The sequence below is a fragment of the Micrococcus sp. CS26 genome (assembly GCF_055522295.1).
In genome coordinates, this window is record NZ_JBVFVY010000006.1 from 24,367 (window position 1) to 39,861 (window position 15,495).

11 protein-coding genes are annotated in these 15,495 nt (G+C 68.7%); all 11 read left to right on the forward strand.

Translation table 11 applies throughout. The features are described from left to right. Positions 1–2: 2 nt before the first annotated feature. The 11 genes from rplA (at position 3) to ACZ1IK_RS04390 (ending at position 15,398) form a co-directional block, all read left to right on the forward strand. On the forward strand, positions 3–710 hold the full coding sequence (gene rplA, locus ACZ1IK_RS04340) for a 50S ribosomal protein L1 (protein WP_073116807.1): 708 nt from the start codon (positions 3–5) through the stop codon (positions 708–710). Positions 711–1,053: 343 nt separating this feature from the next. Next, positions 1,054–1,575: a 50S ribosomal protein L10 gene (rplJ, locus tag ACZ1IK_RS04345; RefSeq protein ID WP_002854782.1), complete on the forward strand. Its 522-nt coding sequence runs from the start codon at positions 1,054–1,056 to the stop codon at positions 1,573–1,575. Between the two features lie 69 nt (positions 1,576–1,644). Beyond that, positions 1,645–2,034 (forward strand): 50S ribosomal protein L7/L12, encoded by a 390-nt coding sequence (gene rplL, locus ACZ1IK_RS04350; RefSeq protein ID WP_036317747.1) that lies wholly within the window; start codon positions 1,645–1,647, stop codon positions 2,032–2,034. Between the two features lie 285 nt (positions 2,035–2,319). After that, complete coding sequence (gene rpoB / locus ACZ1IK_RS04355) at positions 2,320–5,826, forward strand: DNA-directed RNA polymerase subunit beta (RefSeq protein ID WP_465098357.1); 3,507 nt, start codon at positions 2,320–2,322, stop codon at positions 5,824–5,826. Positions 5,827–5,909: 83 nt separating this feature from the next. Next, on the forward strand, positions 5,910–9,806 hold the full coding sequence (locus tag ACZ1IK_RS04360) for a DNA-directed RNA polymerase subunit beta' (RefSeq protein ID WP_465098367.1): 3,897 nt from the start codon (positions 5,910–5,912) through the stop codon (positions 9,804–9,806). 310 nt (positions 9,807–10,116) lie between these two features. Beyond that, positions 10,117–10,491, forward strand: a complete 375-nt coding sequence (gene rpsL / locus ACZ1IK_RS04365; RefSeq protein WP_002854787.1) for a 30S ribosomal protein S12 — start codon at positions 10,117–10,119, stop codon at positions 10,489–10,491. Continuing rightward, positions 10,491–10,961, forward strand: coding sequence for a 30S ribosomal protein S7 (rpsG, locus tag ACZ1IK_RS04370; protein WP_010080379.1), 471 nt, complete (start codon positions 10,491–10,493; stop codon positions 10,959–10,961). Before rpsL ends, rpsG begins: the two co-directional genes overlap by 1 nt. A 117-nt stretch (positions 10,962–11,078) precedes the next feature. After that, entirely contained in the window at positions 11,079–13,193 is a 2,115-nt protein-coding gene (gene fusA, locus ACZ1IK_RS04375) for an elongation factor G (RefSeq protein WP_041103560.1), read from the forward strand. Between the two features lie 281 nt (positions 13,194–13,474). Next, positions 13,475–14,665, forward strand: coding sequence for an elongation factor Tu (tuf, locus tag ACZ1IK_RS04380; protein ID WP_041103559.1), 1,191 nt, complete (start codon positions 13,475–13,477; stop codon positions 14,663–14,665). 128 nt (positions 14,666–14,793) lie between these two features. Continuing rightward, positions 14,794–14,934: a hypothetical protein gene (locus ACZ1IK_RS04385; RefSeq protein ID WP_162833779.1), complete on the forward strand. Its 141-nt coding sequence runs from the start codon at positions 14,794–14,796 to the stop codon at positions 14,932–14,934. Next, positions 14,931–15,398, forward strand: coding sequence for a DUF3817 domain-containing protein (locus tag ACZ1IK_RS04390; RefSeq protein WP_115165960.1), 468 nt, complete (start codon positions 14,931–14,933; stop codon positions 15,396–15,398). Before ACZ1IK_RS04385 ends, ACZ1IK_RS04390 begins: the two co-directional genes overlap by 4 nt. Positions 15,399–15,495: the final 97 nt, after the last annotated feature.

The window sequence follows — 15,495 nt, forward strand, 5'->3', positions numbered from 1 at the left end:
AGATGGCACAGCGCAGCAAGGCATACAAGGCGGCCAAGGCCGCGATCGGCGATGATCTGTACTCGCCGGCGGAGGCGATCCGCCTCGCCAAGGAGACCAACCCCTCCAAGACCGACGCCACCGTGGAGGTGGCCCTCCGCCTCTCGGTCGACCCCCGCAAGGCCGACCAGATGGTCCGCGGCTCCGTGAGCCTGCCCCACGGCACCGGCAAGACCGCCCGCGTCGTCGTGTTCGCCACCGGTGACCGCGCCGAGGCCGCCCGCGCCGCCGGCGCGGACGTCGTGGGCGACGACGACCTGATCGCCCGGATCTCCGAGGGCTGGGTGGACTTCGACGCCGCCGTGGCCTCCCCGGAGCTCATGGGCAAGGTCGGCCGTCTGGGCAAGGTGCTCGGCCCCCGCAACCTGATGCCGAACCCCAAGACCGGCACCGTGACCCCGGACGTGGCCAAGGCCGTGGCCGACATCAAGGGCGGCAAGATCGACTTCCGCGTCGACAAGCACTCCAACCTGCACTTCATCATCGGCAAGACCTCCTTCGAGGCCAAGGCCCTGGTGGAGAACTACGCCGCAGCCCTCGAGGAGGTCCTGCGTCTGAAGCCGTCCTCCTCCAAGGGCCGCTACATCTCCAAGGCCACCGTGGCCACCACCTTCGGCCCGGGCGTGCCCATGGACCCGAACGTGACCTCGGTGGACTCCTCGGAGCTCTGAGCCACGCGGCCCCGGTGATCGGGGCCCACGACGCCGGCCGGTCGTCCCCACAGCGGGGTGGCCGGCCGGCGTCGCCCCGGGCCGATTTTGCGGGACCGCCCCGGACGTGTACGCTGGTGCCTACCGAAGACCGCCGGTCGTGGTGTCCTGCCTCCGGGCAGAGCCCACCGAAGGATCTCCCTGACGGAGACGGCCCGCGCAGGTGAACGTGAGCCACGCTCGCATCCGCTCGTCGACCCTCTGGGTCCGACGGCGTCGATGCTCCTGCTGCGCCCCGTGCATCTGCACGGGGCGCTTTCTCGTCTCGGGGTGGCGGTTCCCACGCATCATCGAGAGGAGTGCCATGGCGACGTCCGCGAAGGAGTCGGCGGTGGCTGAGCTCACGGACCTGTTCCGTGAGTCCAGCGCCGCTGTTCTGACGGAATACCGTGGCCTGACGGTGACGGAGCTCAAGCAGCTGCGTGACTCCATCCGTCAGGACGCGACCTACGCCGTGGCGAAGAACACGCTGGCCGAGATCGCGGCCAAGGACGCCGGTCTGGAGGGCCTCGAGGCTCACCTGTCCGGTCCCACCGCGATCGCGTTCGTGACCGGGGACCCGGTCAACGTCGCGAAGGCCCTGCGTGACTTTGCCAAGGATCACGAGAAGCTCGTGCTCAAGGGCGGCTACATGGATGGCCAGCCCCTGGACGAGGCCGGCATCAAGAAGCTCGCGGACCTCGAGTCCCGCGAGGTGCTGCTGGCCAAGTTCGCCGGCGCGATGAAGGGCAGCATGTCCAAGGCTGCCGCCCTGTTCCAGGCGCCGCTGTCCAAGACCGTCCGCACGGTCGAGGCGCTGCGCGCCGCGCAGGGCGAGGCTGCCTGAGCAGTCCGCCCCGGGCTGCACGGCCCACCACTTCACACGTAGTCAAGACGTACCCGTAAAGGAGCCATCATGGCCAAGCTGACCACCGAAGAGCTGCTCGCCGCGTTCGAGGAGCTGACCCTCATCGAGCTGTCCGAGTTCATCAAGGCGTTCGAGGAGAAGTTCGACGTCACCGCCGCCGCCCCCGTGGCCGTGGCCGCCGCCGGCGGTGCCGCCGGTGGTGCCGAGGCCGCCGCCGCCGAGGAGAAGGACGAGTTCGACGTCGTCCTCGAGGCCGCCGGCGACAAGAAGATCGGCGTCATCAAGGAGGTGCGCGCCCTCACCTCCCTCGGCCTGAAGGAGGCCAAGGACCTGGTGGACGGCGCCCCCAAGCCCATCCTCGAGGGCGTCAACAAGGAGACCGCCGAGAAGGCCAAGGAGCAGCTCGAGGGCGCCGGCGCCACCGTCACCCTCAAGTGATGATCGCGGCCTGAGCCGCATCACGCCTCCTCACGAGGCCCCCGGATCCGCACTGCGGACCGGGGGCCTCGTGGCGTCCCAGGTCACGCACCCGCGGCTGGACAGGGGAGACGGGCGGGGATAGGATGGATCTTTGCATCTCCCCTGTTCCGTGCCGCCCGCAGGACCCCGCGTCCCGCCGTGGCCCGCACGGTTCCGCACGGCCTTCATATAGCGGTGGGCCGGCGCCGCCGTCTCGCGGCAGGGGAGCGAACGGAACCCAGAAGGCCTGTGGAAGGATCCTACGTGGTCGCCTCGAGCACCTCCAACGAAACCGCTACCGTCTCCCCGCGATCCGGCGCCTCCGCCGGACGCGTCTCCTTCGCCAAGATCTCCGAGCCGCTGGACGTGCCGGACCTGCTGGCGCTGCAGACCGAGTCGTTCGACCGCCTGATCGGCAATGAGCGGTGGGCCGCGCGCGTGGACGCCGCCCTGGCCGCCGACGACCACTCCGTGCCCGTCACCTCGGGACTGACGGACATCTTCGAGGAGATCTCCCCGATCGAGGACTTCCAGGGCACCATGTCCCTGTCCTTCGCCGAGCCGGAGTTCGCCGACGCCAAGATGACGGAGGAGGAGTGCAAGGATCGCGACGCGACCTTCTCCGCCCCGCTGTACGTCAAGGCCGAGTTCATGAACAACACGACCGGCGAGATCAAGCAGCAGACCGTCTTCATGGGCGACTTCCCGCTGATGACCCGCAACGGCACGTTCATCATCAACGGCACCGAGCGCGTCGTCGTCTCCCAGCTGGTCCGCTCCCCGGGCGCCTACTTCGAGCGCACCCCGGACAAGACCTCGGACAAGGAGATCTTCTCCGCGAAGATCATCCCCTCGCGCGGCGCCTGGTTCGAGCTCGAGGTGGACAAGCGTGACCAGGTCGGCGTCCGCCTCGACCGCAAGCGCAAGCAGCCCGTGACGGTGCTGCTCAAGGCCATGGGCTGGACCGAGTCCCGCATCCTGGAGGAGTTCGGCCACTACGACTCCATCCGCGCCACCCTCGAGAAGGACGGCACCGCGGACCAGGACGAGGCCCTGCTCGACATCTACCGCAAGCTGCGCCCGGGCGAGCCGGCCGCCGTCGACGCCGCGCAGACGCTGCTGAACAGCCTGTACTTCACCCCGAAGCGCTACGACCTCGCCAAGGTGGGCCGCTACAAGCTCAACCGCAAGCTCGGCGTGGACGTGCACCTCGGCGACCCCAACGCGTCTGTGCTCACCGAGGACGACATCGTCCAGATGGTGCACTTCATCGCCGCGCTGCACGCCGGCGAGACCGTCATCAAGGGCACGCGCGACGGCGAGCCGGTGGACGTGCGCGTGGAGATCGACGACATCGACCACTTCGGCAACCGTCGCATCCGTGCGGTGGGCGAGCTGATCGAGAACCAGATCCGCACCGGCCTGTCCCGCATGGAGCGCGTCGTGCGCGAGCGCATGACCACTCAGGACGTCGAGGCGATCACCCCGCAGACCCTGATCAACATCCGCCCCGTGGTGGCGGCGATCAAGGAGTTCTTCGGCACCTCGCAGCTGTCCCAGTTCATGGACCAGAACAACCCGCTGGCCGGCCTGACGCACAAGCGCCGCCTGTCCGCGCTCGGCCCGGGCGGCCTGTCCCGCGACCGTGCCGGCATGGAGGTCCGTGACGTCCACCCGTCGCACTACGGCCGCATGTGCCCCATCGAGACCCCGGAAGGCCCGAACATCGGCCTCATCGGCTCGCTGGCGACCTTCGGCCGGATCAACTCCTTCGGCTTCATCGAGACCCCGTACCGCCGCGTGGTCGACGGCCGGGTCACGGACACCGTGGACTACCTGACCGCCGACGACGAGCTGGCCTTCCAGATCGCCCAGGCGAACGCCCCGGTGGATGAGGACGGCCGGTTCGAGGAGGAGTTCGTGCTCTGCCGCCAGCGCGGCGGCGACGGCGAGCCCGTGCTCTCGACCGTGGACGAGATCGACTACATGGACGTGTCCCCGCGCCAGATGGTGTCGGCGGCCACCGCCCTGATCCCGTTCCTCGAGCACGACGACGCCAACCGCGCGCTCATGGGCGCGAACATGCAGCGTCAGGCCGTGCCGCTGCTCCGCTCCGAGGCCCCCTACGTGGGCACCGGCATGGAGAAGTACGTGGCCGTGGACGCGGGCGACTCCGTGACGGCCACCCAGGGCGGCGTCGTGACCGAGGTGGCCGCGGACCTGGTGACCGTCATGAACGACGACGGCACCACCACGCACTACCCGATCATGAAGTTCGCCCGCTCGAACCAGGGCAACGCCTACAACCAGCGGGTGCGCGTCTCCGAGGGCGAGCGGGTGGAGCCGCTGAGCATCATCGCCGACGGTCCCGCCACGGACAACGGCGAGCTCGCGCTCGGCAAGAACCTCCTCGTCGCGTTCATGCCCTGGGAGGGCCTGAACTACGAGGACGCGATCATCCTGTCCCAGCGCATGGTCTCGGAGGACGTCCTCACCTCGATCCACATCGAGGAGCACGAGGTCGACGCCCGCGACACCAAGCTGGGCGCCGAGGAGATCACGCGCGACATCCCCAACGTGTCCGAGGAGGTGCTCTCGCAGCTCGACGAGCGCGGCATCATCCACATCGGCGCCGAGGTGGAGGCCGGCGACATCCTGGTCGGCCGCGTGACCCCGAAGGGCGAGACCGAGCTGACCCCGGAGGAGCGCCTGCTGCGCGCGATCTTCGGCGAGAAGTCCCGCGAGGTCCGCGACACGTCCCTGAAGGTGCCGCACGGCGAGTCCGGCACCGTCATCGGCGTGCGCATCTTCGACCGCGACGAGGACGACGACCTGCCCCCGGGCGTGAACCAGCTGGTGCGCGTCTACGTGGCGCAGAAGCGCAAGATCACCGACGGCGACAAGATGGCCGGCCGCCACGGCAACAAGGGCGTCATCTCGAAGATCCTGCCGCTCGAGGACATGCCGTTCCTGGCGGACGGCACCCCGGTGGACATCGTGCTGAACCCGCTCGGCGTCCCCGGCCGCATGAACCTCGGCCAGGTCATGGAGCTGCACCTGGGCTGGGCCGCCTCGCGCGGCTGGGACATCCAGGGCGAGCCGGAGTGGATCAAGGACCTGCCGAACTTCCCGCGGCAGTCCGGTCCGGTCAACGTGGCCACCCCGGTGTTCGACGGCGCCGAGGCGTACGAGATCACGGGCCTGCTCGGCCACGTGAACGTGACCCGCGACGGCGACCGTCTCATGAGCGACAGCGGCAAGGCGCAGCTGTTCGACGGCCGCACCGGCGAGCCGTTCCCGGACCCGGTGTCCGTGGGCTACATGTACATGCTCAAGCTGCACCACCTGGTGGACGACAAGATCCACGCCCGTTCCACGGGCCCGTACTCGATGATCACGCAGCAGCCGCTGGGCGGTAAGGCCCAGTTCGGCGGCCAGCGCTTCGGCGAGATGGAGGTGTGGGCGCTCGAGGCGTACGGCGCGGCGTTCACCCTCCAGGAGCTGCTGACCATCAAGTCCGACGACATCCACGGCCGCGTGAAGGTCTACGAGGCCATCGTCAAGGGCGAGAACATCCCGGAGCCGGGTGTTCCCGAGTCCTTCAAGGTGCTCATCAAGGAGATGCAGTCCCTCTGCCTGAACGTGGAGGTCCTCTCCGCCGACGGCCAGGCCATCGAGATGCGCGACGCGGAGGACGAGGTCTACCGCGCCGCCGAGGAGCTGGGCATCGACCTCTCCCACGCCGAGCCCAGCTCGGTGGAGGAAGTCTGAGCCGGGCCCGATCCCGCATCCACAAGACGTCACCTGAGAACCACTGAACCAAGGGAGTTCACCGGAGCATGAGCGTGAACAGCATGTCCACTGACAACTCTTTCGGCCTGATGCGCATCGGCCTGGCCACGGCGGAGGACATCCGCCGCTGGTCCTACGGCGAGGTCAAGAAGCCGGAGACCATCAACTACCGCACCCTGAAGCCGGAGAAGGACGGACTCTTCTGCGAGAAGATCTTCGGCCCCACCCGTGACTGGGAGTGCGCGTGCGGCAAGTACAAGCGCGTGCGCTTCAAGGGCATCATCTGCGAGCGCTGCGGCGTCGAGGTGACCCGCTCGAAGGTGCGCCGCGACCGCATGGGCCACATCGAGCTGGCTGCGCCGGTCACCCACATCTGGTACTTCAAGGGCGTGCCCTCGCGCCTGGGCTACCTGCTGGACCTGGCGCCGAAGGACCTCGAGAAGGTCATCTACTTCGCGGCGTACATGATCACCTCGGTGGACGAGGAGGCCCGGCACCGCGACCTGGCCAACCTCCAGGCCGAGTACGACCAGGAGACCCGTGTCCTGGCCGACCAGCGTGACTCCGACATCGCCGCGGTGGCCGCCGACCTCGAGAAGGACCTGGCCAAGCTGGAGTCCGAGGGCGCCAAGGCCGCCGAGAAGAAGAAGGCCCGCGACGCCGCGGACAAGACCATGGCGCAGATCCGCAAGCGCGCGGACGCGGACCTGGACCGCAAGGAGCAGGTCTGGGACCGCTTCAAGAACCTCAAGGTCGCCGACCTCGAGGGCGACGAGGGTCTGTACCGCGCCATGCGGGACAAGTACGGCCAGTACTTCGAGGGCTCGATGGGCGCGGAGGCGATCCAGCGTCGCCTGCAGACCTTCGACCTCGAGGCCGAGTCCGAGATGCTGCGTGAGACCATCAAGACGGGCAAGGGCCAGCGCAAGACCCGCGCCTTGAAGCGCCTGAAGGTCGTCAACGCGTTCCTGACCACGGACAACTCGCCCGAGGGCATGGTCCTGGACGCCGTCCCGGTGATCCCGCCGGAGCTGCGTCCGATGGTGCAGCTGGACGGCGGCCGCTTCGCGACCTCCGACCTCAACGACCTGTACCGTCGCGTGATCAACCGCAACAACCGCCTGAAGCGGCTGCTCGACCTCGGCGCGCCCGAGATCATCGTCAACAACGAGAAGCGCATGCTGCAGGAGGCCGTGGACTCGCTGTTCGACAACGGCCGCCGCGGCCGGCCGGTGACCGGCCCGGGCAACCGCCCGCTCAAGTCACTCTCCGACATGCTCAAGGGCAAGCAGGGCCGGTTCCGTCAGAACCTGCTCGGCAAGCGCGTGGACTACTCGGGCCGCTCGGTCATCGTGGTGGGTCCCCAGCTCAAGCTGCACCAGTGCGGCCTGCCGAAGCAGATGGCGCTGGAGCTGTTCAAGCCGTTCGTGATGAAGCGTCTCGTGGACCTGAACCACGCGCAGAACATCAAGTCCGCCAAGCGCATGGTGGAGCGCTTCCGTCCGCAGGTCTGGGACGTGCTCGAGGAGGTCATCACCGAGCACCCGGTCCTGCTGAACCGCGCCCCCACCCTGCACCGTCTGGGCATCCAGGCCTTCGAGCCGCAGCTCGTGGAAGGCAAGGCCCTGCAGCTGCACCCGCTGGTCTGCTCCGCGTTCAACGCGGACTTCGACGGCGACCAGATGGCGGTCCACCTGCCCCTGTCGCCGGAGGCCCAGGCCGAGGCGCGCCTGCTCATGCTCTCGAGCCACAACATCCTGAAGCCCTCGGACGGCCGCGCGGTCGCCGTGCCGGCCCAGGACATGATCATCGGACTGAACCACCTCACCACGGTGCGTCCGGACGAGGTCGGCGCGGGCAACCTGTACGCGACCGTCGGCGAGGCCATCATGGCGTTCGACGGCGGCGACCTGCACCTGAACGCGCCCGCACGGATCGGCGTCGAGGGCTTCGTGCCGTCGGCGGACGTGCCGGCCCCCGAGGGCTGGTCCGAGGGCGAGATCGCCCTCATCGAGACCACCCTGGGCAAGGTGCTGTTCAACGAGCTGCTGCCGGACGACTACCCGTGGCTGGACAAGCAGGCGACCAAGGGCACCCTCGGTCAGCTGGTCAACGACCTGGCCGAGCGCTACCCGATGGTCGTCACCGCGCAGACGCTGGACAACCTCAAGGACGCCGGCTTCCACTGGGGCACCTGGTCGGGTGTGACCGTGGCGATCTCGGACATCACCTCCGACTTCGACAAGGCCGCCATCATGGAGGGCTACGAGGAGCAGGCCCAGCGCGTGCAGCAGCAGTACGACAAGGGCCTGATCGCGGACGACGAGCGTCGCTCCGAGCTGATCGACATCTGGAACAAGGCCACCGACGAGGTCGCCGCGGCCATGAAGGACGGCCTGCCGAAGCTCAACACCATCAACCGCATGGTGTCCTCCGGTGCGCGAGGCAACTGGCTCCAGGTGCGCCAGATCGCGGGCATCCGCGGCCTCGTGGCCAACCCGAAGGGTGAGATCATCCCGCGTCCGATCAAGTCCTCGTACCGCGAGGGCCTGTCCGTGCTCGAGTACTTCTCCGCCACCCACGGCGCCCGCAAGGGCCTCGCGGACACCGCGCTGAAGACCGCGAACTCGGGCTACCTGACCCGTCGTCTCGTCGATGTGTCCCAGGACGTCATCGTCCGCGAGGACGACTGCGGCACCGAGCGCGGCCTGTCCGTCACGATCGCCGCCCCGAACGCCGACGGCGAGCTGGTGGCCCACGAGCAGGTCGAGAACTCGGCCTTCGCCCGCACGCTGGCCCAGGACGTCACGGGCGAGGACGGCACGGTGCTGGCCTCGGCCGGTGCGGACGTGGGCGACGTGCTGATCGGCGAGCTGGTGGCCGCCGGCGTCACGGAGATCAAGGTCCGCTCGGTCCTGACCTGCGAGTCCGCCGTGGGCACCTGCGCGAAGTGCTACGGCCGCTCCATGGCCACCGGCCAGCTGGTGGACATCGGCGAGGCCGTCGGCATCATCGCGGCCCAGTCGATCGGTGAGCCGGGCACCCAGCTCACCATGCGCACGTTCCACACCGGCGGTGTGGCCTCGGCCGACGACATCACGCAGGGTCTGCCCCGCATCCAGGAGCTCTTCGAGGCCCGCACCCCGAAGGGCGTGGCCCCGATCTCCGAGGTCGCCGGCCGCGTGACCATCGAGGACACCGAGGCGTCCGTGCGCCTGCTGCTCACGCCGGACGACGGCTCCGAGGAGATCGCCTACCCGGTGCTGCGCCGTGCGCGCATCCTCGTGGCCGACGGCGAGCACGTGCCGGTGGGCACGCAGCTCGTGGCCGGCGCCGTGGACCCGAAGCAGGTCCTGCGCGTGCTCGGCCCGCGGGCCGCGCAGCGGTTCCTCGTGGACGAGGTGCAGAACGTGTACCAGTCCCAGGGCGTGGGCATCCACGACAAGCACGTGGAGGTCATCGTCCGGCAGATGCTGCGTCGCATCACCGTCATCGAGTCCGGTGACACCGACCTGCTGCCGGGCGAGCTCACGGACCGGGCGCGCTTCGTGGCCGCCAACCGCGCCGCCGTCGCTGAGGGCCGCCAGCCGGCCTCCGGCCGCGACGAGCTGATGGGCATCACGAAGGCCTCGCTGGCCACGGACTCGTGGCTGTCGGCCGCGTCCTTCCAGGAGACGACCCGCGTCCTGACGCAGGCGGCCATGGAGGGCAAGTCCGACCCGCTGCTGGGCCTGAAGGAGAACGTGATCATCGGCAAGCTGATCCCGGCCGGCACGGGCCTGGACCGCTACACGAAGACCGTCGTGGAGCCGACGGAGGAGGCGAAGGCCAACCTGTTCGCCTCGCCGGCCGGCTTCGCGGACTTCGACTACCCGGGCCTGGACCAGTCGCTCGGCGAGAACGACTTCCACGCCGTCTCGTTGGACGACTACGACCGCGGGGGCGACTTCCGCGCCTGATCCCCGTCCCCCAGGGGGCCCGCCGTTCCGCCGCTCACGCGGGGGAGCGGCGGGCCCCTTGGCGTGCGGGGCCGGCTCGTCGACGGCGCCGGGGCGTGCTATGCTGTCAAGGATTGTTTTTCGTGTGGCAAATTGGACGCTGTCCGGGTCGCGGGGTCATTGCGCGGCAGATGCCACACTTTTGCACGCCTGCGGACGTCTGCTCGTTGCGAGCCCCCACAGGGAGAGGCAGAGCAGAGGAACGAGCAGCCGGCGCCCCGGGCGCCGGTCGATCACGTCAGCGATCACCGAAACACAGGAAGGCTGAAGAGTGCCTACGATTCAGCAGCTGGTCCGCAAGGGCCGCTCACCCAAGGTCGTCAATACGAAGGCCCCTGCCCTGCAGGGGAACCCCATGCGTCGTGGCGTGTGCACCCGTGTGTACACCACCACGCCCAAGAAGCCGAACTCGGCGCTGCGCAAGGTCGCCCGTGTGCGCCTGAACGGCGGCATCGAGGTCACCGCCTACATCCCCGGCGAGGGCCACAACCTGCAGGAGCACTCGATCGTGCTCGTCCGCGGCGGTCGTGTGAAGGACCTGCCCGGCGTGCGCTACAAGATCGTGCGCGGCGCCCTCGACACCCAGGGCGTGAAGAACCGCGGCCAGGCCCGCTCCCGCTACGGCGCCAAGAAGGAGAAGAAGTAATGCCTCGTAAGGGTCCTGCGCCGAAGCGCCCCCTCGTCGTCGATCCCGTCTACGGCTCCCCGCTGGTCACGCAGCTGATCAACAAGGTGCTCGTCGACGGCAAGAAGTCCACCGCCGAGCGCATCGTGTACGGCGCGCTCGAGGGCGCCCGTGCCAAGAACGGCGCCGATCCCGTGGCCACCCTCAAGAAGGCCATGGACAACATCAAGCCGGCCCTCGAGGTGCGCTCCCGCCGCGTCGGCGGCGCCACCTACCAGGTGCCCGTCGAGGTCAAGCCGGGCCGCTCCACGGCCCTGGCCCTGCGCTGGCTGGTCGGCTTCTCCAAGGCCCGCCGTGAGAAGACCATGACCGAGCGTCTGATGAACGAGATCCTGGACGCCTCGAACGGCCTGGGCGGCGCCGTGAAGCGTCGCGAGGACACCCACAAGATGGCCGAGGCCAACAAGGCCTTCGCCCACTACCGCTGGTGATCCGTGTGGCCCGGGGCGCGCGATCCGCGCCTCGGGCCGCAGGTGCGTCCTCTCGGACGGGCCACCCACCGCATCCACCTCACGAGCCCCCCATTCCACCCGACCAAGGGAGACACCGTGGCACAGGACGTGCTGACCGACCTGCACAAGGTCCGCAACATCGGCATCATGGCCCACATCGATGCCGGCAAGACCACCACCACCGAGCGCATCCTGTTCTACACGGGTGTCAACCACAAGCTGGGCGAGACCCACGACGGCGGCGCGACGACGGACTGGATGGAGCAGGAGAAGGAGCGCGGCATCACCATCACCTCCGCCGCGGTGACCTGCTTCTGGAACGACCACCAGATCAACATCATCGACACCCCCGGCCACGTGGACTTCACGGTCGAGGTGGAGCGCTCGCTGCGCGTGCTCGACGGCGCCGTCGCCGTGTTCGACGGCAAGGAGGGCGTGGAGCCCCAGTCGGAGACCGTGTGGCGCCAGGCGGACAAGTACAACGTCCCGCGCATCTGCTTCGTCAACAAGATGGACAAGCTGGGCGCGGACTTCTACTTCACCGTTGACACCATCGTGAAGCGCCTCGGCGCGCGTCCGCTCGTGATGCAGCTGCCGATCGGCGCCGAGAACGACTTCGTGGGCGTCGTCGACCTGCTCTCCATGAAGGCCTTCGTGTGGCCGGGCGACGCCAAGGGCGACGTCACCATGGGCGCCTCCTATGAGACCCGCGAGATCCCCGCCGAGCTCCAGGAGAAGGCCGAGGAGTACCGCAACGAGCTCGTCGAGGCCGTCGCCGAGACCTCCGAGGAGCTCATGGAGAAGTACCTCGAGGGCGAGGAGCTCACCGTCGAGGAGATCCAGGCCGGCGTGCGCCAGCTGACCGTGAACGCCGAGGCCTACCCGGTGTTCTGCGGCTCCGCGTTCAAGAACCGTGGCGTGCAGCCGATGCTGGACGCCGTGGTCGCCTACCTGCCCAACCCGCTGGACGCCGGCTCCGTCAAGGGCCACGCCGTGAACGACGAGGAGGAGGTGCTGGAGCGCGAGGCGTCGAAGGAGGCCCCGTTCTCGGCCCTCGCCTTCAAGATCGCCACGCACCCCTTCTTCGGCACGCTGACCTTCATCCGCGTGTACTCCGGCCGCCTGGAGTCCGGTGCGCAGATCCTCAACGCCACCAAGGGCAAGAAGGAGCGCATCGGCAAGCTGTTCCAGATGCACGCCAACAAGGAGAACCCGGTGGACGAGGTGGTCGCCGGCCACATCTACGCCGTGATCGGCCTCAAGGACACCACCACGGGCGACACCCTGTGCGATCCCGCGAACCCGATCATCCTCGAGTCGATGACCTTCCCGGAGCCCGTGATCTCCGTGGCCATCGAGCCGAAGACCAAGGGTGACCAGGAGAAGCTCTCCACCGCCATCCAGAAGCTCGTCGCCGAGGACCCCACGTTCCGCGTGAACCTCAACGAGGAGACCGGCCAGACCGAGATCGGCGGCATGGGCGAGCTCCACCTGGACGTGTTCGTGGACCGCATGAAGCGCGAGTTCAAGGTCGAGGCCAACGTGGGCAAGCCCCAGGTCGCGTACCGCGAGACCATCAAGCGCAAGGTCGACAAGGTCGACTACACGCACAAGAAGCAGACCGGCGGCTCCGGCCAGTTCGCCAAGGTGCAGCTGTCCTTCGAGCCCCTGGACACCGCCGACGGCGAGGTCTACGAGTTCGAGAACGCCGTCACCGGCGGCCGCGTGCCCCGCGAGTACATCCCCTCGGTGGACGCGGGCATCCAGGACGCCATGCAGTTCGGCGTGCTGGCCGGCTACCCGATGGTCGGCGTGAAGGCCACCCTGCTCGACGGCGCGTACCACGACGTCGACTCCTCGGAGATGGCGTTCAAGATCGCCGGCTCCCAGGCCTTCAAGGAGGGTGTCCGCAAGGCCAACCCGATCATCCTCGAGCCGCTGATGGCCGTGGAGGTCCGCACCCCCGAGGAGTTCATGGGCGACGTCATCGGCGACCTGAACTCCCGCCGCGGCCAGATCCAGTCCATGGAGGACGCCACCGGCGTGAAGGTGGTCAACGCCCTCGTGCCGCTGTCGGAGATGTTCGGCTACATCGGCGACCTCCGCTCCAAGACGCAGGGCCGCGCGGTGTACTCGATGACCTTCCACTCCTACGCCGAGGTCCCCAAGGCCGTGGCGGACGAGATCATCCAGAAGTCCCAGGGCGAGTGACCGCAGGTCACCTGCTCTGAACGACCTGCCCCGGGCCGGCCGCCGCAGCCGCGGCCGGCCCGGGGCGACCGGACCGCCCTCCCCGGCGCGGCGGTCCGCGATCAGGACGGGTCAGGTCCGGTCCGCTTCCGGCGGTCCCGACGGCCTGGAACCGGACTGGCCCTCGTGAGGCCGGGATTTCCCCAACCCCGCACCATCCGAGTAGACTCAGTCAAGTTGTCAGCACGTCGCAGGCGGCTGAGCAGTCTTCTTGACGATGAACCAGTTCTTAGGAGGAACTAGTGGCAAAGGCAAAGTTCGAGCGGACGAAGCCGCACGTCAACATCGGCACCATCGGCCACGTTGACCACGGCAAGACCACGCTGACCGCCGCCATCTCGAAGGTCCTGTACGACAAGTACCCGGACCTGAACGAGGCCCGTGACTTCGCGACGATCGACTCCGCCCCCGAGGAGCGTCAGCGCGGCATCACCATCAACATCTCCCACGTGGAGTACCAGACCGACAAGCGTCACTACGCCCACGTGGATGCCCCCGGTCACGCCGACTACATCAAGAACATGATCACCGGCGCCGCTCAGATGGACGGTGCGATCCTCGTGGTCGCCGCCACCGACGGCCCGATGGCCCAGACCCGTGAGCACGTGCTCCTGGCCCGCCAGGTCGGCGTGCCGGCCCTGCTCGTGGCCCTGAACAAGTCGGACATGGTCGAGGACGAGGAGCTCCTCGAGCTCGTCGAGATGGAGGTCCGCGAGCTGCTGTCCTCCCAGGACTTCGACGGCGACGAGGCCCCGGTCATCCGCACCTCCGGTCTGAAGGCCCTCGAGGGCGACCCCCAGTGGGTCAAGTCCGTCGAGGACCTCATGGAGGCCGTGGACGAGTTCATCCCGGACCCGGTCCGCGACAAGGACAAGCCGTTCCTGATGCCGATCGAGGACGTCTTCACCATCACCGGCCGTGGCACCGTGGTGACCGGTCGCGCCGAGCGCGGCACCCTGAAGATCAACTCCGAGGTCGAGATCGTCGGCATCCGCGACGTGCAGAAGACCACCGTCACCGGCATCGAGATGTTCCACAAGCAGCTCGACGAGGCCTGGGCCGGCGAGAACTGCGGTCTGCTGCTGCGCGGCCTGAAGCGCGACGACGTGGAGCGCGGCCAGGTCGTGGTGGAGCCGGGCTCCATCACCCCGCACACCAACTTCGAGGCGAACGTCTACATCCTGTCTAAGGACGAGGGTGGGCGTCACAACCCGTTCTACTCGAACTACCGCCCGCAGTTCTACTTCCGCACCACCGACGTCACCGGCGTCATCACGCTGCCCGAGGGCACCGAGATGGTCATGCCCGGCGACACCACCGAGATGTCGGTCGAGCTCATCCAGCCGATCGCCATGGAGGAGGGCCTCGGCTTCGCCATCCGCGAGGGTGGCCGCACCGTGGGCTCCGGCCGCGTCACCAAGATCACCAAGTGATCTGACGCATCCCGTCTCGTGGCTCCGTTGAGCCGCTGACGCGCGACGCCCCCGCCTCCGGGTCTCCCGGAGGCGGGGGCGTCGCCGTGTCCGACGACGGCGCGGCGGCGGCCGCTAGGCTGGGGAGCATGCCTGAACTGCTCATCCTCATCGTGGTGCTCGCCGTGGCCGTCGTGGCCGTGCGCTGGGCGCTGCGGACCTTCCGTCCCGAGATCGACCGTGCCCGGCGCATCCGGCGCGCGAACCGCGGCGGGGAGCTGGAGCGATGAGTCTGCCCGGCCCGCGCCGCCTCTTCGCCGTCACGGCGATGGCCGAGATGTTCACCTGGGCCGGTCTGCTGATGGCCATGGGCCTCAAGTACGGCGGAGTCACGGAGCGGGTGGTGCCGATCGCCGGCGGCGTCCACGGCTTCGTGTTCCTCTGCTACCTCGTGGTGACGGTCGCCGTGTGGATCGACGGGCGGTGGCCCGTGGCCCGCGGACTCCTCGGCCTCGGTTCGACGATCGTCCCGTTCATGACGGTCCCGTTCGAGCGGGCCCAGCGGCGGCGCGGCGAGCCGGCGTCGCGGTGGCAGGTCGTGGACCGTGCGCCGGGGGAGCGGCGGCCCCTCGAACGACTCCTCGTCGTGGTGCTGCGCCACCCGGTGGTCAGCGCGCTCCTGGCGGTCGCCGTGGTCGCCGTCGTCTTCACCCTGCTGCTCAACGCCGGCCCGCCCACCGAGTGGGGCCGCTGAGCCCTGGGGCCGCCGGGCCCGGCCCGCCGATTGGCGGACCGGGCCCGCTTCTGTCTATACTGATTCGGTTGCTCAAGCGCCATTGCGCTGTCGTCGT

Excerpts from the sequence above, each read along its gene's own strand:
- rpsG (WP_010080379.1), top strand. The coding sequence starts at position 10,491 with ATGCCTCGTAAGGGTCCTGCGCCGAAGCGCCCCCTCGTCGTCGATCCC.
- rplL (WP_036317747.1), top strand. The coding sequence starts at position 1,645 with ATGGCCAAGCTGACCACCGAAGAGCTGCTCGCCGCGTTCGAGGAGCTG.
- ACZ1IK_RS04360 (WP_465098367.1), top strand. The coding sequence starts at position 5,910 with ATGTCCACTGACAACTCTTTCGGCCTGATGCGCATCGGCCTGGCCACG.
- rplA (WP_073116807.1), top strand. The coding sequence starts at position 3 with ATGGCACAGCGCAGCAAGGCATACAAGGCGGCCAAGGCCGCGATCGGC.
- ACZ1IK_RS04390 (WP_115165960.1), top strand. The coding sequence starts at position 14,931 with ATGAGTCTGCCCGGCCCGCGCCGCCTCTTCGCCGTCACGGCGATGGCC.
- rplJ (WP_002854782.1), top strand. The coding sequence starts at position 1,054 with ATGGCGACGTCCGCGAAGGAGTCGGCGGTGGCTGAGCTCACGGACCTG.
- ACZ1IK_RS04385 (WP_162833779.1), top strand. The coding sequence starts at position 14,794 with ATGCCTGAACTGCTCATCCTCATCGTGGTGCTCGCCGTGGCCGTCGTG.